This is a genomic window from Trinickia sp. NRRL B-1857 (assembly GCF_050470685.1).
Taxonomy (GTDB): Bacteria; Pseudomonadota; Gammaproteobacteria; order Burkholderiales; family Burkholderiaceae; genus Trinickia.
Genome location: NZ_JBFLUK010000001.1, coordinates 1,953,130 through 1,974,786, shown reverse-complemented (window position 1 = coordinate 1,974,786; position 21,657 = coordinate 1,953,130). Strand labels below are relative to the sequence as shown.

Genomic DNA, 21,657 nt, shown 5'->3' with positions numbered 1-21,657 from the left:
ACGACGACACGACCATGAACGCACACACGATCACGCCCGTACCGCTCGACCTACCGCGCGACTATCCCGCGCCGGTCACGCCCCGCTACCGCCGGATGCGACATGACATGGCCGTGCCCGCTGCGACGGCGGAGGCGGCCGGCGCGCGCGCGCGGCACGACGGTTATGCGGAGACGACGCTCTGGCTTGCTGCGCTTGGCATGACGCTCGCCCGCTACGCGGATCAGCGCAGCGTGCCGCTCGACTTGATCACGTACGACGACGCGCAGGGCGAACCGGTGCGAACGCGCGTGACGCTCGACGTCGCGCCGGACGCGCCAGCCGACATGCTGCTGCGCGCGACCCGGGGCGCGCTCGACCAGCGTGCGCCGCACGACGCCGAGCGCGCGCCTGCTCCGGTGACCGTGTCGTTCGCCGGCTTGTCTGTCGATCTCGCCGAAGCGGCATTGTCCGAGGCGGCGCTCGACGATGCCGACGCATTGTTCGTCGAGAGCGAGCTCAATTTCGTGCTGATCCGCCGCGCGGACGCGCTGTCGCTCGCGTGTGAGTACGACGAGGATCGCTACGAAACCGCGACGATCGCGGGCATGCTGACGAGCTGGCTTGGCGCGGCAACGGCGATGCACGACGCGGCGGACACGCCGGTCGGCGAGCTGCCGCTGTGGCCGGCGCATGCGCTCGCCGCATGGCGCGATACGCTGCGCGGCCCGGTGGCGGAGATTCCCGATTTGACGGTCAGCGCGCTGATCCGCGCGGCCGCCGCGCGCACGCCGGACGCGATTGCGATCGAGACGGCGACGCAGCGGCTGAGCTATCGCGAACTGATGCAACGCGCGGCGCGGGTCGCACTTGCGATTCGTGCACGCGGCGTCCAGCCGGGCGAGCGCGTGGCGGTGTGCGTAGAGCGTCGCGTCGATCTGCTCAGCGCACTGCTCGGCGTGATGACGGCCGGCTGCGCGTACGTTCCGCTGGACCCCGGTTACCCGGCCGCGCGACGCGATTTCATCTTGGAGAACGCCGACGTCCGGCTTGTGATCGCCGAAGCGGCGACCGACAGTGCGCAGGGGCGTGCGCAGGTGACGCTGGACGAGTTGCTGGAAGGCGCACCCGGCGACGGCGCGGGCGCCGACTTTTGCGATGTCGATCCGTCCGCGATCGCCTACCTGATCTATACGTCTGGCTCGACGGGACAGCCCAAGGGCGTGCGCGTCGCGCATCGCGCGGCCGTCAACCTGCTGCTCGCGATGCACGAACGCAGCGGCTTGCAGGCCGGCGAAACGTGGTTGGCCGTGACCACACCGATGTTCGACATTGCGTTCGCGGAACTGTTCGTGCCGCTCGTCGCCGGCGGGCGCGTGTGGCTTGCCACCCGCGAGGAAACGGCGGACCCGATGGCACTGGCGAGCCGGATCGACGCGGCACAGGCACGTGTGCTGCAAGCGACGCCGGCCACCTGGCGGATGCTAGTCGCCGCCCAATGGCGCGGTAAGCCCGACCTGACCGCCGTGTGCGGCGGCGAAGCCCTCGACGAACCGCTCGCGCGCGCACTGCGTCCGCTCGTGGGCCGCCTTTGCAACGTCTACGGACCGACGGAGGCAACCGTCTGGGCGACCTGGCACGAGGTGCGCGATCACGGCTTCGTGGCGATCGGCGCGCCACTGCGCAACGTGCACTTGCATATCCTCGACGCGCATGGCGCGCCGGTGCCGCCGGGCGTGGCGGGCGAGCTGTACATCGGCGGTGCGGGCCTCGCCGACGGCTACCACGGCCGCGATTCGTTGACGCGGGAGCGGTTCGTCGATGCGACGCTCGACGGCGATCGCACGGTTCGGCTGTATCGCACCGGCGACCTGGTGCGGGCGAGCGCGAACGGGGCGATCCGCTGGCTCGCACGGCTCGACAACCAGGTGAAGCTGCGCGGCTTCCGGATCGAGCTGGGCGACGTCGAGGCCGCGTTGACTGCGCTGCCGGGCGTGCGCCAGGCGGTGGCCATCGTCGAACGCCTCGATGAGCACGACCAGCGGCTCGTCGCCTACGTGGTGCACGACGACGGCGCGGCCGCGGACCGCTCCGCGCAGTGGCGCGACGCTTTGCGTCGCACGCTGCCTGACTACATGATTCCAGCGGCGTTCGTGTCCATCGAGCGGGTGCCGCTGACCGACAACGGCAAGGTCGACCGTAAAGCGCTGCCGGCGCTGGCGCGTGCGGTATCGCCCGCGCCGCATGCCGCGGCGCACGGCTCGACACTCGAGCGCGTGCAGGCGATCTGGTGCGACGTGCTGCGCACGCCTGAGGTGGGCGTCGATGTCAATTTCTTCGATCTCGGCGGCCACTCGATGCTGCTGCTGCAAATGCAGCAGAAGATCGAGCAGGCTTTCGGCTTACGTGTGCCGCGCGTCGAGTTCTTCCGCAGTCCGACGGTGGCCGGGCTGGCCGCCTATCTCGACGCGCACGGCCAGCCGGCCGGCGCCGCCGGCCAGCCGCGCGGACGCAGCCGGGGCGAGACGCCGGTGCGCTCGGCGAGCGTTGCCGTGGTCGGGATCGGCGTGCGGGTGCCGGGCGCATCGAGCGTCGACGCGTTTTGGCACAACCTGCGCGAAGGCGTCGAATCGCGCACGGAATTCAGCGAGGCCGAACTTCGCGCGGCGGGCGTCTCGTCCGCGCTGCTCGCCGATCCGAACTACGTGCGCGCGGGCTTCGTGCTCGAGGACATCGATTTGTTCGACGCGACCTTCTTCGGCATGAGTCCGCGCGAAGCCGAGCTACTCGATCCGCAGCAGCGCATCTTCCTCGAATGCGCGTGGCAGGCGCTGGAAGATGCGGGCATCGATCCGCAGAAGGAGGGCGAGGGGATCGGCGTATTTGCCGGCACGGACGCGAGCGGTTATCACAAGTCGGTGCTCGCGCCGCTCGAATCGGACTCGGCGCCCGCGGCGGCCTTCCAAATCCGCATCAGCAACGAGAAGGATCACCTGCCGACGCGCGTCAGCTATCGGCTGAACCTGCGCGGCCCGAGCGTCAACGTGCAGACGGCCTGCTCGACTTCGCTGGTCGCCGTGCACCTGGCCGCGCAAAGCCTCTTGCGCGGCGAGTGCGACGCGGCGCTCGCCGGCGGGGTCAGCATCCATGTTCCGCATCGCATCGGCTACCTGTACCAAGAAGGGATGGTCGCGTCGCCCGACGGCCACTGCCGCGCATTCGACCGGCAGGGCGCGGGCACCGTATTCGGCAGCGGCGCCGGCGTGGTCGTGCTCAAGCGGCTCGACGATGCGCTCGCGGCCGGCGACCGTATCTACGCGGTGGTGAAGGGGACGGCGATCAACAACGACGGCTCGGGCAAGGTCGGGTACACCGCGCCGAGCGTCGACGGCCAGGCGGCCGCGATCATGGAGGCGCACGCGGCGGCCGGCATCGATCCGCGCACGATCGGTTACGTCGAGGCGCACGGCACGGCGACGCCGCTCGGCGATCCGATCGAGATCGCCGCGCTGACGCAGGCATTCCGCGCGTCGACCGAGGACACCGGCTTCTGCGCGATCGGCTCGGTCAAGACCAACATCGGCCACCTCGATCAGGCGGCGGGTGTCGCCGGACTGATCAAGGCGGTCCTCACGGTATTTCACGGCGAAATCCCGCCGAGTCTGCATTGCACGCAGACCAATCCGGACATTGCGTTCGACGCAAGCCCGTTCTTCGTCAATACGCAGTTGCGCGCGTGGCGCCCCGAGGGCGGCGTGCGCGTGGCCGGCGTGAGTTCGATCGGCATCGGCGGTACGAATGCGCACGCGATTTTGGAATCGGCGCCGGAGGTGACGCGCGAAGCGGCGGTGGCGGGGCGCGGCGCGCAAGTGCTGACGTTGTCGGCACGCAGCGAGGAAGCGTTGCGTGCGCTGTCCACGCGTTATGCCTCGTTCGTCGAGCAGGGCTCGGCGGATCTGGCGTCGATCTGCTACACGGCAAACACCGGTCGCAGCGCGTTCGAGCAACGTGCGGCGTGGGTGGTGCGCGACCGGGCGGAGTTGGTGTCGAGGCTGCGCGCGTTCGGCGAGGGCGGCGAGCAGCCGGCGCTGTTGCGTGGGGTGTATCGGAACCGCCGGCCGCGAGTGGCGATGCTGTTCACGGGCCAGGGCTCGCAATACGCGGGCATGGGGCGCGAGCTTTATGAGCGCGAGCCGGTGTTCCGTGCGGCGCTGGACGAATGCGCGAGCCTGCTGGAAAGCGAGTTGGAAGTGGGGCTGCTGGAGGTGCTGTACGGGGCATCGACGGCGCTGCTGGATCGTACGGATTACACGCAGCCGGCGCTGTTCGCGTTGGGATATGCGCTGCGCCGGACGTGGGAGAGCTGGGGCGTGACGCCGCAGGTGGTGATGGGCCACAGCCTGGGCGAGTACATGGCGGCGCAGGCGGCGGGCGTGCTGACGCTTGCGGCTGGGCTGAAGCTGGTGGCGAGCCGCGGACGGCTGATGATGAGCCGTTGCGAAGGCGGGGCGATGCTGTCGGTGATGCTGGAGGAGGCGCCGCTGCGCGAGCGGCTGGCGGAGCTGCGCGGAGATCTGGTGCTGGCTGCGCTGAACGGGCCGTCGCAGCAGGTGGTGGCGGGGCCGTTGGCGCAGATCGAGGCGCTGCGTGCGCGGCTGGCGCAGGAAGGTGTGCGCACGGAGTTGCTGCCGGGCTCGCACGCGTTTCACTCGCCGCTGGTGGAGCCGATGCTGGAGGCGTACGAGCAGGTGCTGAAGGCGACGCCACTGTCGGCGCCGCAGCTGTCGCTGGTGTCGAACGTGAGCGGTGCGGTGGCGGGTGCGGAAGTGGCGACGGCGGGGTACTGGGTGGAGCACACGCGTGCGCCGGTGCGGTTCGGCGTTGGGATCGAGGCGTTGGCGGGGCAGGGTGTGGACGTGGTGCTGGAGATCGGGGCGCGTCCGACGCTGACGGTGCTGGCGCGGCAGACGCTCGCGCCGGACAGCGAAGTAGTGTCGCTGGCGAGCCTGCGTCCGGGGCGCGGGGAGGTGGAGCAGATGCTGGAGAGTGCGGCGGCGCTGTACGTGCGCGGCGCGGCACTCAACTGGGCGTCGCTGCATCGCGGCGAGCAGCCGGTTAAGGTCGCGTTGCCGACCTATCCGTTCCAACGTAAGCGCTATTGGGTCGACGCGAGCCAGCACGCCGATGCGTCCGCGCACCGGCACGCGGCGTCCAACGAAGGCGGCCTGCACACGCTGCTGGGCCGGCGTCTGAAGCTGCCGCGTTCGGCCGAGGTCCGCTTCGAGGCCGAATTCCGTCCGGATTGGCCCGCCTATGTGGACCACCATCGCCTGTTCGGCGCGATGGTGGTGCCCGGCGCGTCGCATATCGCGATGTTCCTGGCCGCCGCGGAGGCGGTCTACGGCGAAGCCGGCTGCATTGTCGACGAAATCCTGTTCCTGCGGCCGTTCGTCATGCCAGAGGCGGGACGGCGCACGGTGCAGATCGTGATGCGGCCGGCGGCCGGCCAGTCGCATGCGATCGAGATGGTCACGCTCGCGCCGCAACGCGATCCCGCCGACGACGCGGCGTGGACCCTGCATGTCGAGGCACGCAGTATTCGCGGCCCGCGCGCACTGCCGCCGGCCCCGGACGCATCGGAGCTGGACGCGGTCAAGGCGCGCTGCGCGGACTACCTGTCGGGCGCCGATTTCTATTCGAAAGTGTGGATTCCCGGCATGGACACGGGCAATTCGTTCCGTTGGATCGACGAGATCTGGCGCGGCGATGCGGAGGCGCTGTGCCGCACGCGCTTGCCGGCGCTGCTCGAACCGATCGACGGGCCGTTCCACGCCGGCCTCGTCGAATCCGGCTTCCAGTTGCTCAACAGTTGCTGGCAATTCGCAACCGAGGAGCTGCTTAAGACCGACTACATCTACGTGCCGTTCAGCATCGACAGCTATCGTCTGTACGGACGCCCCACCACGGACCGGCTGTGGGTCCATGCGCGGATCGTCCGGCAGGGCGAGGGCGAGGAGAACGGCGTGACCGCGGATATCCGCGTGTTCGAGGACTCCGGGCGCGTGATCGCGCACGTGCGCGGCTTCGAGGTGCGCCGCCTGCATGGGGGAGCGGTGCACGCGCTGTTGCAGGGTGATGGAACGGATCGCCTGTTCGCGACCCGCTGGCAGCGTCTCGACGGCGCGGCGAGCTCGCCGCTGCCGGCCGACGACTGCGTGCTGGTTGTCGGCGACGGCGCGGGAACCGGTGCGGCGCTGGCCGCCCGGTTACGCGGCACGGGCACGCGCTGCCTGCGAGTCGATGCGGCGTCGCACACCGGCGACGACTTGGCCGTGCCGCTGGCCGATCCGGCGAGCGAGGCGGCATGGCGCGACACGCTGCGCGCGGTCTTGGCGCGTGCGGGCAAGGGCACGCTGCATATCGTGGATCTGCGCGCGCTGGATCTTAGCGCCGGCGCCGACGCGCCGGCCGATCCGCTCGCCATCCAGGCGCAGCTATGCGGTGGTGCGCTCGCACTCGTCGGTGCGCTGGGGCAGCTCGACAGACCGGCTCGCTTGAGCTTCGTCACCCGCGGCGCGCAAGAACTGGGCGGCACGCTGAACGTCGAGCGCGCGGCACAGGCGACGCTGGCGGGGCTCGCGCGCGTGGTCGCCGTCGAGCATCCGGAATGGGGGTGCCGCACGGTCGACTTGGATCCCGCGACCGCCGACTCGGCTGCCGCGCTGGCGCCGCTGCTGCACGCCGCGCCGGACGAACTGCAACTCGCGATTCGCGACGGCGCCGTGCATGCCGCCCGCCTGGGACGCGCAAAGCCGGCGCGCAGGGACGCGCCGCCGCTGGAGCCGAACGGCAGCTACCTGATCACCGGCGGGTTGGGCGGACTGGGTTTGCGCCTCGCGCAGCAGCTTGCGCAGGCCGGCGTCAAACGGCTCGTGCTGATGTCGCGCCGCGCCCCCGACGCCGCGGCGGCCGCCGCGATCGACGCGCTGCGCAAACAGGGCTGCACAGTCGACCTGGCGTGCTGCGACGTCGCCGATCTCGCGGCGCTGCGCGCCGCATGGCACGAGACCGTGCTGTCCGGCCCGCTGCCGCTGAAGGGCATCTTCCACGCGGCCGGCGCGCTGCGCGACGGGGTGCTGGGCGGCCAGTCCTGGGCGGAGTTTGCGGTGCCGTTCCACGCGAAGGTCGCAGGCGCGTTCAACCTGCATTCATTGAGCCTCGACGCGCCGCTCGACTGCTTCGTCTGCTTCTCGTCGATCAGCGCGCTGCTCGGCACCGCCGGACAGGGCAACTACGCGGCGGCGAATGCGTACCTCGACGCGCTCGTCGGTGCCCGCCGCACCCTCGGGCTGCCGGCGACCAGCATCCAGTGGGGGCCGTTCGCCGAAGTCGGGATGGCGGCCGCGCTCGATCGCACGCATCGCGACAAGGCGGCCGCGCGCGGCCTCCAGACGCTGTCGCCGGACGAGCTCCTCAAGCACGTCGAAGCGGCGCGGCGCGCCGACGTGGCCACCGTCGTGATCGGCAACGACGACTGGCAGCGCTATGCGCAGACCGAACCGTCCGAAGGCGTGCGCAAGCTACTCGCCGACTGGCTCCCGAAGGAGGCGGCCGACGCCGCCCCTGCCGCGACCCACGACGAGCGCGACCGCTTCGATGCGCTGCCACTGCCGGCCCTGCACGACGCGCTGTCGACCTATCTACAGGCACAGATCGCGGTGATGCTCGGCCGCACCGCCGAGGAGGTCGCGCCGACGCGCGGTTTCCTCGAGCTCGGGCTGGATTCGCTGGCCGCCGTGGAGTTTCGCAGCAAGGTGCAGCGCGACTTGCGGCTGTCGTTGCCGGCGACCTTCGCGTTCGATTACGGCAACGTCGAGCTCGGCGCCGACTTCCTGTTCGAGCGGCTGAAGGCGGAACGCGCGCCGGTGGCGGACGAGCCGGTGCCGGCGGCGGGCCAAGCGAACGAAGCGAACGAGGCCGACGACATCGACGCGGAACTGGCGCGCCTCGAGGCGTCGCTGCGCCGCTGAGCGTCACGCGCATAGACATGGGGGCATCTTGGTGACTACAACGCAGCAACGGATCGCGCAGGCGCTCAAGCTCGCGCGGGAGCGGGTCGAGGCACTCGAGCGGGCCCAGCGCCAGCCGCTCGCGATCGTCGGCATCGGCTGCCGCTTTCCGCACGACGTCGCGGGCCCGGATGCGTTCTGGGACGTGCTGTCGAACGGCCGGGACGTAACGACGGAGATTCCGGCGGACCGCTGGGACGTCGAGCACTTCTTCGATCCCGATCCGGAGGCGCCGGGCAAGATGTACGTGCGGCGCGGCGGCTTCCTCGACGCGGTGGACGGCTTCGACCCGGCGTTCTTCGGCATCTCGGAGCGCGAGGCCGTGTCCCTCGATCCTCAGCAGCGGCTGTTGCTCGAAGTGGGCTGGGAAGCGCTCGAGCATGCCGGGATCGCGCCGAGCGCGGTGCGGGGAGCATCGTGCGGCGTCTTCATGGGCGTGAGCTGGCACGATTACGAGCGGCTCGCGTTCGGCCGCGACCCGCGGCGCGTCGATGCGTATGCGGGGCTCGGCAACACGCCGAGCATCGCGGCGGGCCGGCTCGCTTACGTGCTCGGTGTCGAGGGGCCGACGATGCTCGTCGACACAGCGTGCTCGGCGAGCCTGGTCGCGGTCCACGAGGCGTGCCAGAGCTTGCGGATGGGCGAATGCGACATGGCACTCGCGGGCGGCGTCGCGCTGATGCTGTCGGCGCTGTCCACGGTGTTCTGCTGCAAGATCCGGGCACTGTCGCCAACCGGCCGCTGCCATACGTTCGACGCGGCGGCCGACGGCTATTTGCGCGGCGAAGGGGCCGGGGTAATCGTGCTGAAGCGCCTCGACGACGCGCGCGCGAACGGCGACCGAATCCTGGCCGTGATTCGCGGTACGGCCATCAACCATGACGGCGCGAGCAGCGGGTTGACCGTGCCGAACGGCCGGGCGCAGGAGCGGCTGCTGGAAGCCGCGTTGAAGGATGCCGGCGTCGAGGCCGACGCGATCGGCTATGTCGAGGCGCACGGCACGGGCACGCCGCTCGGCGACCCGATCGAGCTGGCCGCGCTGTCGAAGGTGTACGGGCGCGGGCGCGCCGCGCAGCGGCCGTTGCTGGTCGGCTCGGTGAAAACCAACATCGGCCATCTGGAAGCCGCCGCGGGGATCGCGGGGCTGATCAAGTCGGTGTTGATGCTGCAACACCAGCAGGTACCGGCGAGCCTCAACTTCACGAATCCGAACCCCCGCTTCGACTGGACCGGCAGCGGACTCGCGGTACCGACGCGCCTGACGGAAAACGACGTGCCGCTGAAGATGATCGGCGTGAGTTCGTTCGGCTTCAGCGGTACGAATGCGCACGCGATTTTGGAATCGGCGCCGGAGGTGACGCGCGAAGCGGCGGTGGCGGGGCGCGGCGCGCAAGTGCTGACGTTGTCGGCACGCAGCGAGGAAGCGTTGCGTGCGCTGTCCACGCGTTATGCCTCGTTCGTCGAGCAGGGCTCGGCGGATCTGGCGTCGATCTGCTACACGGCAAACACCGGTCGCAGCGCGTTCGAGCAACGTGCGGCGTGGGTGGTGCGCGACCGGGCGGAGTTGGCGTCGAGGCTGCGCGCGTTCGGCGAGGGCGGCGAGCAGCCGGCGCTGTTGCGTGGGGTGTATCGGAACCGCCGGCCGCGAGTGGCGATGTTGTTCACGGGCCAGGGCTCGCAATACGCGGGCATGGGGCGCGAGCTTTATGAGCGCGAGCCGGTGTTCCGTGCGGCGCTGGACGAATGCGCGAGCCTGCTGGAAAGCGAGTTGGAAGTGGGGCTGCTGGAGGTGCTGTACGGGGCATCGACGGCGCTGCTGGATCGTACGGATTACACGCAGCCGGCGCTGTTCGCGTTGGGATATGCGCTGCGCCGGACGTGGGAGAGCTGGGGCGTGACGCCGCAGGTGGTGATGGGACATAGCCTGGGCGAGTACATGGCGGCGCAGGCGGCGTGCGTGCTGACGCTTGAGGCTGGGCTGAAGCTGGTGGCGAGCCGCGGACGGCTGATGATGAGCCGTTGCGAAGGCGGGGCGATGCTGTCGGTGATGCTGGAGGAGGCGCCGCTGCGCGAGCGGCTGGCGAAGCAGGGAGTCGCGCTAGTGCTGGCTGCGCTGAACGGGCCGTCGCAGCAGGTGGTGGCGGGGCCGTTGGCGCAGATCGAGGCGCTGCGTGCGCAGCTGGCGCAGGAAGGTGTGCGCACGGAGTTGCTGCCGGGCTCGCACGCGTTTCACTCGCCGCTGGTGGAGCCGATGCTGGAGGCGTACGAGCAGGTGCTGAAGGCGACGCCACTGTCGGCGCCGCAGCTGTCGCTGGTGTCGAACGTGAGCGGTGCGGTGGCGGGTGCGGAAGTGGCGACGGCGGGGTACTGGGTGGAGCACACGCGTGCGCCGGTGCGGTTCGGCGTTGGGATCGAGGCGCTGGCGGAGCAGGGCGTGGACGTGGTGCTGGAGATCGGGGCGCGTCCGACGCTGACGGTGCTGGCGCGGCAGACGCTCGCGCCGGACAGCGAAGTAGTGTCGCTGGCGAGCCTGCGTCCGGGGCGCGGGGAGGTGGAGCAGATGCTGGAGAGTGCGGCGGCGCTGTACGTGCGCGGCGCGGCACTCAACTGGGCGTCGCTGCATCGCGGCGAGCAGCCGGTTAAGGTCGCGTTGCCGACCTATCCGTTCCAACGTAAGCGCTATTGGGTCGAACCGGACGATGCCGAGACCTCAGGCGGTGCCGTCGGCATCGCAGCGTCCGGGCTCGGCGCGCGCGTGGATGTCGCGGATGGCACGATCGTGTTCGAGCAGCGTTGCAGCGCGCGCAGCCACGCGTTCTTGCGCGATCATCGGCTGTCCGGCGCGATTCTCGTGCCGGGCAGCTTCTACCTGAGCCTCGCGCTCGAAGCGTGCGATGCGCTTGGCGACGGGGTCGCGACCGGCGTGCGCGATGTGGTCTTGAGCGCGCCGCTGCGCCTCGCGGAAGATGAGACTCGCGTGATCCAGCTGGTCGTCTCCGCGCAGGCGAACGGTGCGCGGCGCTTCGCGATTCACAGTCGAGGCGATGCCGCGTGCGCCGGTGCGGGTTGGACCGAGCATGCGAGCGGAGAACTGGCGCCGGTCGCGCAGGAAACCGGCGCGCCGCCGTTCGCGGCCGATGACGACGCGCTCGTCGGGCAACTGAGCGGTGATGCGCTGCGCGCGCAATTTGCACAGCGCGGGTTGGTCTACGGCGGCAGTTTTCAAGCGCTTGCCGACGTGCGCCACGGCGCGCGTCGCGCCGAGGCGACCTTGGTTGACCAAGGGACGACGAACGGGCTTGCGGTGCATCCCGGCCTGCTCGACGCCGCGCTCCAGACGACCGCCGCATGCCTCGTCTATCAGCAGCGCGACGGAGCCTTTGTTCCGCTAGCGTTCGACGAGGTCGTACTGTCGCGCGACGCCCGGCCGTTTGCCGCGTCGCGCGTGGCCGTCTGGCTGGACCGCGATAGCGATGCGCAGCCGGACACGATCCGCGCGACGCTGCGCCTCTTCTCAGACGACGACGCGCCGGTGATGGAGGTACGCGGCATGACGCTGCGTCGCCTCGCGCAGCCGGCGCTCGATGCGGCACCCGAGGGGGCGGAGCCGACCGAGCACGCGATCGAATGGACGCCGGTCGACGCAGCCGTTGGGTCGGAGGATCCGGCGGGCGTCTGGTTGTTCGTCGGCACGCCCGCGCGCTGCGCCGCGCTCGAGGCAAGGTTCGCGCGCGGCGGTGCCGGCGTGACGCTCATGCGCCTCGACGAGGCGGCGGGGCGCGACGAGATCGCCGCGGCATTGCGCGAGGCGCCCGGTCCGTTGCGGGGTGCGCTGCGCGTCGTGCCGGAGCTAGACGTCGCGGCGGGCAGCACGGCAATCGCCGGCGTGGCCGCGCGCGTCGGCGCATTGGCCGGCGTACTCGCCGCTGCGCCGCTGGCGCCGAAGTTCAAGCTCTGGCTCGTGACTGCGGGCGCATGGTCGCCGGCCGACGATCCGGAGCCGGGCGTGCCGGCGGCTGGCGCGATCGCGGCGCTGGGTCGCACGCTCGCGATCGAGTACCCGGACCTGCGCTGCACCAATGTCGACCTGGCGCGCGGCCTGCCCGACGACGCGGCGGCGGACGCGCTGTGGCCGGAGCTATGGCGCGCCGACGGCGAGACCGATGTCTGCCTGCGTGCGCGCCGCTATGCGTTGCGGCTGCGCGTGGCCGCCGGCGACGACCGCTTGGCCTTGCCGTCCGCGGCGTCATACCGGCTCGCGGCGGCGGCCGACGGCCGGCTGGAGTCGCTGGCGCTGGTTGCCTGCGAGACGCCGCAGCCGGGACGCGGCGAGGTCGCGATCGCGGTGCGCGCCGCCGGCCTCAATTTCCGCGACGTATTGCGCGTGCTCGGGAAACTGCCGGTCAGCGCGAGCGGAATCGGCGGCGAGCTGAGTGGCGTGGTTACTGCGATCGGCGAGGGCGTGACGACGCTGCGAGTCGGCGACCGCGTCATGGCGATGGCCGACGGGAGCTTCGCGTCGCATGCGGTTGTCGACGCTCGCTACGTGGCGCGGATGCCCGACGACTGGTCGTTCGACGCGGCGGCCACCGTGCCCGTCGCTTTCTTGACCGCGCACTACGCGCTGACGACGCTCGGCGGTCTCGCGCGCGGACAGCGCATCCTGATTCACGCCGCCGCCACGGGCGTCGGCCTCGCGGCGGTTCAGCTCGCGCAACGGATGGGCCTGCAAGTGTTCGCTACCGCGAGCGCGGGCAAGCGCTCCATGCTGGAGCGGCTGGGCGTCGAGCATCGCTTCGATTCGCGCAGCCTGGGTTTTGCCGACGAGATTCTCACGAGAACCGGCGGCCAGGGCGTCGACGCCGTGCTCAACGCGCTGACCGGCGACTTCATCCCGGAAAGCCTGCGTGCACTCGGCCCGTCGGGCGTCTTCTTGGAGATGGGCAAGGCGGAGATCTGGCAGCCCGAGCGCGTCGCCGCATATCGTCCGGGCGCACGCTATCTGCCGTTCGACATCGCCGACGTGCCGGGCGAGCGGATCGAAGCGCTGTTCGGTGAACTACAGGCGATGTTCGCGCGCGGCGAGTTGCAGCCGCTGCCGCGCACGCTCCATCCGCTGCACGGCGCGCGCACGGCGTTCCGCACGATGGCTCAGGGCCGTCACGTGGGCAAGGTCGTGCTTCGCATCGCCGACGATGACGCCGATGCGTTGCCGGCCGGCGCGACCTACCTCGTCACCGGCGCCAGCGGCGCGCTCGGCCGTGACGCCGCGCAATGGCTCGTCGAGCGCGGCGCCCGGCACCTGATGCTCGCTTCCCGTACCCGCAGCGCAGCGCTCGACGCGCTGCTCGAACGCCTGTCGGCGCGCGGTGTGCGGTGCGGCTGGATGCCTGCCGACGTCGGCATCGAGGCGGATGTCGACAGCGTATTCGCCGCGCTCGCGGACGGCTGGCCGCCGCTGCGGGGCGTGCTGCACGCCGCCGGCACGCTCGACGACGCGCCGCTGAGCGCGCTCGACGAGCCGCGCTACGTCCGCGTGATCGCGCCCAAGGCGGACGGTGCGCGCTTGATACACGAGCGGACTGCTCGGGCGCCGTTGGACTTCTTCGTCGTCTACTCGTCGATCGCGTCGGCGCTCGGTTCAGCGGGCCAGGGCAACTACGCAGCGGCCAACGGCTATCTCGACGCGCTGGTCCAGTACCGCCGCCGCCTCGGCCTTCCGGGCCTCGCCGTCAATTGGGGCGGCTGGAGCGGGGCGGGCATGGCGGGCTCGATGGAGGCCGCCGCGTTGGGCCGGCTGCGCGCGCAAGGCCAGCTTCTGCTGAAACCGGCGAGCGGCATGGCCAGCCTCGCGCGGCTGCTAAATGCGCCCGATAGCCAGGTCGCGGTGATCGCGGCCGACTGGGCGAAGGTCGCGCAAGTGCGCGCCGTGCGCCCGTCGCTGCTGGCGGACGTGGGCAATTCTGCGGCCGCGCCGTTGCCGGCGGCCGCCATGCCGGGACGCGACGTCGATCCGCGCACGCTGGTCGAGCAGGCGGTGCGCAAGGTGACGGGCACTCGGTCGTCGACGCGGCTCGACGTGCAGATGTCGTTGCGCGACCTGGGCCTCGATTCGCTGATGGCGATGGAGCTGCGCAACGAGCTATGCGCGCTCACAGGGCGGCGTCTTGCGCCGACGATCGCGTTCGACTACCCGAGCATCGAGGCGCTCGCCGCGCATCTCGCCGCGTTGGCGGACGAGTCGGGCAAGACGGTCGCAGCGGCCGCATCGGCGCCAGCCGCGCGCCGCGATGAGCAGGCCGAGGCCGCGCCGGCCGAGCGGACCGAGCTGTCCGCGGACGAACTGGTCGCCCGGCTAGAACGGGAAATCTCTGCATTGGAAGGACATCTGTGATGACGGTATCGGGTGCTGATTCTCCGCTGTTGCGCGCGCTGTCGGCGCTCGAACGCAGCCGGCTCAAGCTGGAGGCGGTCGAGCGCGAGCGCTCGGAGCCGATCGCGATCGTCGGGGCGGCTTGCCGGCTGCCGGGCGGCGTCGTCGATCTCGACAGTTACTGGGCGTTGCTGGCAAGCGGCGGCGATGCTGTGTCGGGACTGCCGCAGGCCCGCTGGAACGCCCCGGGCCTCGTCGACCGGAATCGCAATGCGGCGGGCAAGGTCTACAGCGACGCGATGGCCGTGCTGGACGGCGCGGACCTTTTCGATCCCACTGCGTTCGGCCTTTCCGCACGGGAGGCGGAGCGCATGGAGCCGCAGCAGCGGCAACTGCTCGAAGTGTCGTACGAAGCGCTCGACCACGCGGGGCTGGACATCGACGGCTTGCGCGGCAGCGACACAGCCGTCTACGTCGGGATCTGCGCGAACGATTTCGTGCATCGGTTCGCGACCGAGTCCGCCGACACCTACTCCGCAACCGGTGCGTCGCTCGCGACTGCGTCCGGGCGGCTCGCCTACACGTTCGGGTTCCAGGGGCCGGCGCTCAGTATCGATACTGCCTGCTCGTCGTCGCTGGTCGCGCTCCACCTGGCATGCCAGGCGCTGCGCAAGGGCGAGACGCGCATTGCGCTTGCGGGCGGCGTGCATGTGAGTGCCGGCCCGGAATCCTCGGTGGCGCTAGCGAAGCTCAATGCGCTGTCGCCGAGCGGCCGGTGCCGCGCGTTTTCGGCGGACGCTGATGGCTACGTGCGCGGCGAAGGTTGCGTCGTGCTGGTTCTGAAGCGCCTGAGCGACGCGCTGCGCGACGGCGACCGGATCCTCGCTTCGGTGCGCGAGACGGCGCTAAACCAGGACGGCCGTAGCAACGGGCTGACCGCGCCGAACGGACTCGCGCAGACCGAGCTGCTGCGCGGGTGCTTGTCGCGCGCGAAGCTGAACCCGAGCGACGTCGGCTATCTGGAGGCGCACGGCACCGGGACCGAGCTTGGCGATCCGATCGAGCTCTCCGCTGCGGCGGCAGCCTATGGCATCGATCGCGCGTCGCCGCTGTGGGTCGGCTCCGCGAAGACCAACATCGGGCATCTCGAAGCGGGCGCGGGGCTGGCCGGCCTGCTGCGCGCGATGCTCGCGCTGCGGCACGCGACGATTCCACCGAACCTGCATCTAAACGGACTCAATCCGCATTTCGACTGGGAAGCCGAGCGGCTACAAGTGCCGACGGCGCCGACGCCGTTTCCGCTCAACCCGTCCGGGAGCCGCATTGCGGGCGTCAGCTCCTTCGGCTTCAGCGGCACGAACGCGCACGCGCTCATTGAGCAGCCGCCGCCCGCCGAGGCCTCGGTGCTCCTGCCCGGCGAAGTCGATGCCGTGTTCTTGAGCGCAGCCTCGGAGGCGGGGTTGCGCGACCAGGCGCGGCGCTTCGCGCGCCGCCTCGCCGCTGCGCCCGCGCAGTGGCGCGAGCTCTGTTACACGGCGCGCGCGCGGCGCAATCCCGGCGCGCTGCGCATCGCAGTCGCGGGGAGCGACGCCGCCGAACTCGCGGCGCAGCTGAACGCGTTCGCGGACGGCGCGGCGCCCACGGAGGTCGTGCGCGGCGAGCGGCTGCCCGGCGAGTGCGGCGTCGTCGCGGTGTTTGCAGGGCAAGGCGCGCAATGGGTTGGGATGGGGCGCGAGCTGATGGCGACGAGCCCCGCGTTCGCCCGTGCGTTCGACGAATGCGCGCAGGCGGTCGAGCGCCATTCGGGGCGCGCGATGCACGACGCGCTTGCCGCCGGCGAAGCGGCCTTCGCGGCGCTCGACGTGGCGACCGTCCAGCCGTTGCTGTTCTCGGTCGCGGTTGCGCTGGCCGCCCATATGCGTGCGCTCGGCGTGCGCTTCGACGCGGTCGTCGGGCAGAGCATGGGCGAAGTGAGCGCGGCGGCTGTTGCCGGCGCGCTGTCGATCGACGATGCCGCGCGCATTATGTGCGAGCGCAGCCGTCTCGGCGTCACGGCGAAGGGCGGCGCGATGGCGATGCTTGCGATGAGCCGCGCGCAGGTTGAGGCGCAGATCGCGGCCGAGGGCCGCGCCGTAACCGTCGCTGCCTACAACGGTCCCGCATCGACGCTCGTGTCCGGCGAGGAAGCCGAGATCGACGCGCTCGTCGGCGCGTGGCAGGCGCGCGGCGTGTTTTGCCGCAGGCTGCGGGTCGACTATGCGTCGCACAGCGCGTTCATGGAGCCCTTGCTCGCGCCGCTGAAGGCCGGGGTGGCCGGTATCTCGCCGCGGGCGGCTCAGATCCCGCTGTATTCGACGGTGACGGCCGACGAGATCGACGGCGCGACGCTCACGCCCGAGTACTGGGCCGCCAATCTCCGGCAACCCGTGCTGCTCTACCCGACGCTCGAAAAACTGATCGCGCGCGGCTATCGGCTGTTCCTGGAAATTTCCCCCCGTCCGGCGCTGAGCGCTTCCATCGAGGATGCGCTGGCGCAGGCGGGCATCGACGGCTGCGTTGCGTGCGCAATGAACGACGACGCGCCGCAGGAACGCACGGCGCGCTTGGCCGCGGGCCGGCTGTTCGCGCACGGTGCGCGTTTCGACGTCGAGCGCGCGCCCGGCCGGGTCGCTGAAATCCCGCCGCGCAGCTGGGAGCATGTCGAGTTTCCGCTGCCCGCCTATCGGCGTGCGGCGGGCGCGGACGGACATACCGATGCGATCCTCGGCGCCGCGCGTGCGATCGCGGGCCAGGCCGGCACCATGGTGGCGGACGGTGGGCTAAGCATCGGGCATCCGCTCGTCGCGCAGCATCGCGTCGACGGCAGCGCGCTGCTGCCGGGCACGGGGTTCCTGCGGCTGGCGTTGCAGGCCGCGCAGGTGCGCTGGCCGGAGCAGGATCTGGCGGTCACCGATGTCGTGTTCCGACAGGTGCTTGCATTGTCCGATGACGCCACCGAGCCGAGGCCTGTACAACTCGTGCTGGTCGACGAGTCGCCCGACACGGCCGGCTGGCGCGTGAGCAGCCGCGACAGCGAGCGCGACGACCGCTGGGTCGAGCATGCGGGCGGCCGCGTGGCCTGTCTAAGCGGCGCGGCGGATGACGGCGCCCAGTCAGGATTGGCCGACGTGCAGGCGCGTATGCGCGACGAGGTGGACGGCGCGACGCTGTATGACGCGCTCGACGGGATGGGGCTGCAATATGGCCCGCGGTTCCGTTGCGTCGAGCGGCTCTGGTGGGCTGACGACGCGTTCGTCGCGCAGCTGGCCGACGGCGGCGCCGCACAGCCGGACGCATTCAGCCTCGATGCCTGCCTGCATGGGCTTGCGTGGCTCGGCTGCCGGCACGGCGAGCCGGCCCGGGTGCCGGTCTCCGTCGAGCGGGTGACAATCGCCGCCGGCGCGGGCACGCCCGCTTGGGTGCATGGGGTGCGCATGCTCGACGGCGATGCATCGACTGCCGATCTGGTCGTGTGGGATGCGGCAGGCCGTGTGGTCGCGCGGATCGTCGGGCTGCGCGCGCTGAGTCCCGATCGCGCCGATGCGGCGCTGCCCGCGCAGGGCCGCTGGCTGCACGGCCAGGCATGGATCGAGCAGCCGTTGCCGGCCGACGCCCAAGCCGAACCATCCGACTGGTTGATCGTCGCCGCTTGCCGCGACGCAACGGTCGCCTGGCTTGAGCGGCTACAGGCGCGTCTCGGCGGCGCTGCGCTGCTGCGCTGGACGCCCGGCGACGGGACGCCGTTTCCGGCAACCGTCCTGCGCGCATGGGCGGAGTCGGAGGGGCACGGGACGCGCTCGATTGTTTGGATCGGCGAGAGCGTCGAGCGTGCGCTCGCGGGCGACGACGACGGCGAGCCGACGATCCGGGCGAGCATCGATGCGCTTGGCCTCGTACAGGCCGTGCTTGCCGCATTCGAAGGCCGCGAGGCGCCGCGCTTGAGCTTCGTCTCGGCCGGCGCGCAGGCCGTCGCCGGCCAGTGTGCGCCGGCCCGCGCAGCGCTTGGCGATGCCGGCCTCTGGGGCCTGGCGCGCGCGCTTTCGGCAGAGCATGCGCAATGGCGCATGCGTTGCATCGACGTCGATGCAAGCGATGCACACATGCAGGCGGATCGGCTGGCCGACGAGCTTGCCGGCGGGTCCGCCGAAACGGAAATCGCGCTGCGCGCAGCGCGCTGGGTCGGCAGGCTCGCGCGCCGGCCGCTCGGCGACGAGCGCGAGCCGGTCGGCCGGCTGGCCGGCGAACCCTATCGCGTCGAGATCGACCGGCCGGGCGTGCTCGGTTCGATGAAGCTGCGGGCGACGCCGCGCGTCGAGCCGCAGGCCGGCGAAGTGGAAATCGAAATCGACGCGGCCGCGCTCAATTTCGCGGACGTGATGCGTGCGATGGGCTTCTTCCTCGCCGACGGCGAGCGCGCCGTCTCGCTCGGCAGCGAATGCGCCGGAGTCGTGTCGCGCGTTGGCCCAGGCGTATCGGATGTGCGGGTCGGGCAGCGGGTCGTTGCGATCGGTGCGCATTGCTTCGCGAGCCACGCGTGCGTCGACGCGGCGCTCGTGGCGCCGCAGCCCGACACGCTATCGGCGGCTCAGGCGGCCGCGTTGCCGATCGCATCGATGACCGCTTGGTACGCGCTGAAGGAGGTGGCGTCGTTGCGCGCGGGACAACGCGTGCTGATCCATTCGGCGACGGGCGGCACGGGGCTGGCTGCCGTGCAGCTTGCCCTGTCGCTCGGCGCGGAAGTGATAGCAACAGCCGGCAGCGAGGCCAAGCGCCAATTGCTGCGCGAGCTCGGCGTGCGGCATGTGTTCGATTCGCGCAACGCGACCTTCGAGCGCGCGACGCTCGATGCAACCGGCGGGCGTGGGGTCGACGTCGTGCTCAATTCGCTCGCGGGTGCGGCGATCGAGCAGAACCTGCGGGTGCTGGCCGCCGACGGCTGGTTCCTCGAACTGGGCAAGCGCGACATCTACGAGGACGGCCGGCTGTCGATGCGCCACTTCAAGAAGCGGCTGCGCTTCGTGGCGATCGACCTGGGCGGCTTGCAACGGGAGCGGCCCGAGCAGTTCGCCGCGCTGTTCCGGCGGGTGCTGGCGGCGTTCGCGCAGGGCGAGCTCGCACCGCTGCCCACCACGGTGCTGCCGGTGTCTCGCGCCGCCGAGGCGTTTCAGCAAATGGCGGCGGCGCAGCACGTCGGCAAGCTCGCACTGACCATGCACGATCCCGGGCTTCTCGTCGCCGAGCCGAGCGGGCCCGCGCCGCTGCTGCGCGGCACGCACCTGATCACGGGCGGCACCGGCGGCCTCGGCGCGGCGCTCGCCCGGTGGCTGATCGAGAACGGCGCGCGGCGGATCGTGCTGATGGGGCGCTCGGCCGCGGGTGCGGCGGCGCAGGACCAGGCTGAGCAATTGCGGCGGCAGGGCGCCGAAGTGCGGACGGTCGCGATCGACGTGGCCTCGCGCGCGGACCTTGCCCGCGAGCTGGACGCGATCGATGCCGATTTCGGCCCGCTGCGCGGCGTGTATCACCTGGCCGGCGTGTTGAACGACGGGCTGGTCGACACCCAGACGCCTGACGCATACCGGCGCGTGCTGGCCCCGAAGGCCGACGCCGCGTGGCACCTGCACGAGCTGACCGCCGGGCGTGCGCTCGATCATTTCGTCCTCTATTCGTCGGCGGCGGCCTTGCTGCCTTCGCCGTCGCAAACGAGCTATGCCGCGGCGAACGCGTGCCTCGATGCGCTCGCCGCGTGGCGACGCGCGCAAGGCCTGCCGGCGCTCAGCCTACAGTGGGGGCCGTTCTCGGACGCCGGGCTCGCGGCGGCCAGCGACGAACGGGGCGCGCGCCTAGCGGAGCGCGGCGCGGCCAGCCTGACGACGGGCGAGTCGCACCGCTACCTCGGCATGCTGATGAAGCGCGACGAGCCGGTGGTCGGCGTGTTCCCGTTCGATGCCGCGCGCTGGCTCGACGCATCGCCCGCGGTGGCGGTCCAACCTCGCTTCGACATGGTGCGCGACGGCGCCGCTACGCAACCCGGCAGCGGCGCGGCGCAGGCGCGCCTGAAGGCTGCGCCGCCGGCAATGCGGCGCGAACTGATCCAAGCCTTGTTGCGCCGACATGCCGCTGCGGTACTGCGGGTGTCGGAAGCTGCGCTCACGCCCACGATGACGTTTCCGCAGGCCGGGCTGGATTCGCTGACGGGCCTCGAACTGCGCAATCGAATCGAGAGCGAAGTGGGCTTGCCGCTGTCGTCCGCGGTGCTGTGGCGTCATCCGACAGTCGACGCGCTCGCCGAGTTCTTGACGCAGCAGCTCGGCGCATCGGACCGTCCGTCCGACGCGCCGCCGCAGGCGCTGCCCGTTGCCGTGCCGCCGCCGGCGGTGGACGCGGGCAAGTGGTTTCTTGTGCCGCGACCGTCGCGAGCACCACGCCTGCGGATCTTCTGCATCCCGTTCCTGGGCGGTCTGGGCTCGGTGTTTTCCGGCTGGGTCCGATACCTGCCCGACGAGATCGAGTTGCAGGCGCTCCAACTGCCGGGCCGACCGCCGCGCCACGCCGAAGCGGCGCATTCCCTTTATCCGGAGCTGGTCGACGCGTTGCGCGATGTGCTGCTGCCGCGCCTCGACGCGCCGTACGCGATCTACGGACACAGCCTCGGCGCACTACTGGCATTCGGTCTCGCACATGCGTTACGCGACGCGGGGGCGCCCGCGCCGGAGCACTTGTTCCTGGCCGCGTATCCGGCGCCGCACCTGCACAACCCCGTCGGCGACATCGCGGGCCTGCCGGAAGCGGAATTCATCGAAGGGCTGAAGCGCCTGCGCGGCATTCCGGAGCAGGTCCTCGCGGACAGGGAGTTGCTGAACGTCTTCCTGCCCAGCCTGCGGGCCGAGATCGCGCTGCTGAACTCCTACACACACGAGGCGCACGCGGCGCGCGCGCCGCTGACCGTCCCCGCGACGATCCTCGGCGGCACGCACGACCACGTCGTCACCGCCGCCGAGATCGACGCGTGGCGGCGGCACTTCGCGGGGGCGGTCGACGTGCGCGAGATCGACGGCGGGCATTACTTCATGAAGGACGCGCCCCGCAGCGTGGTCGACGTCGTGCTGGCGCGGCTCGCGCTCGTCCAGCCGGCGGCTTGATGTCAGTGCGGTGTGCCCGGCCGGGACGGGCGGGCGCACTCGAATTGCAGGCGAA

At 71.1% G+C, this 21,657-nt stretch carries 3 protein-coding genes; all 3 read left to right on the top strand.

Annotated elements, in window-relative coordinates; translation table 11 throughout:
* Positions 1 to 14: 14 nt before the first annotated feature.
* From AB1286_RS08735 to AB1286_RS08725, 3 genes are read left to right on the top strand one after another with little or no spacing between them, the layout of a single operon-like run.
* The gene (locus AB1286_RS08735; protein ID WP_430362898.1) at positions 15 to 8,009 is read left to right on the top strand and encodes an amino acid adenylation domain-containing protein; all 7,995 of its coding nucleotides are present in this window, start codon (positions 15 to 17) and stop codon (positions 8,007 to 8,009) included.
* A 31-nt stretch (positions 8,010 to 8,040) separates the two neighbouring features.
* Complete coding sequence (locus AB1286_RS08730) at positions 8,041 to 14,442, top strand: type I polyketide synthase (protein WP_430362897.1); 6,402 nt, start codon at positions 8,041 to 8,043, stop codon at positions 14,440 to 14,442.
* The gene (locus AB1286_RS08725) at positions 14,442 to 21,602 is read left to right on the top strand and encodes an SDR family NAD(P)-dependent oxidoreductase (RefSeq protein ID WP_430362896.1); all 7,161 of its coding nucleotides are present in this window, start codon (positions 14,442 to 14,444) and stop codon (positions 21,600 to 21,602) included. Before AB1286_RS08730 ends, AB1286_RS08725 begins: the two co-directional genes overlap by 1 nt.
* The last annotated feature ends 55 nt before the right edge of the window (positions 21,603 to 21,657 follow it).

Bases quoted from the DNA above. Each gene is read 5' to 3' on its own strand.
- AB1286_RS08735 (WP_430362898.1), top strand. From the start codon at position 15: ATGAACGCACACACGATCACGCCCGTACCGCTCGACCTACCGCGCGAC.
- AB1286_RS08725 (WP_430362896.1), top strand. From the start codon at position 14,442: ATGACGGTATCGGGTGCTGATTCTCCGCTGTTGCGCGCGCTGTCGGCG.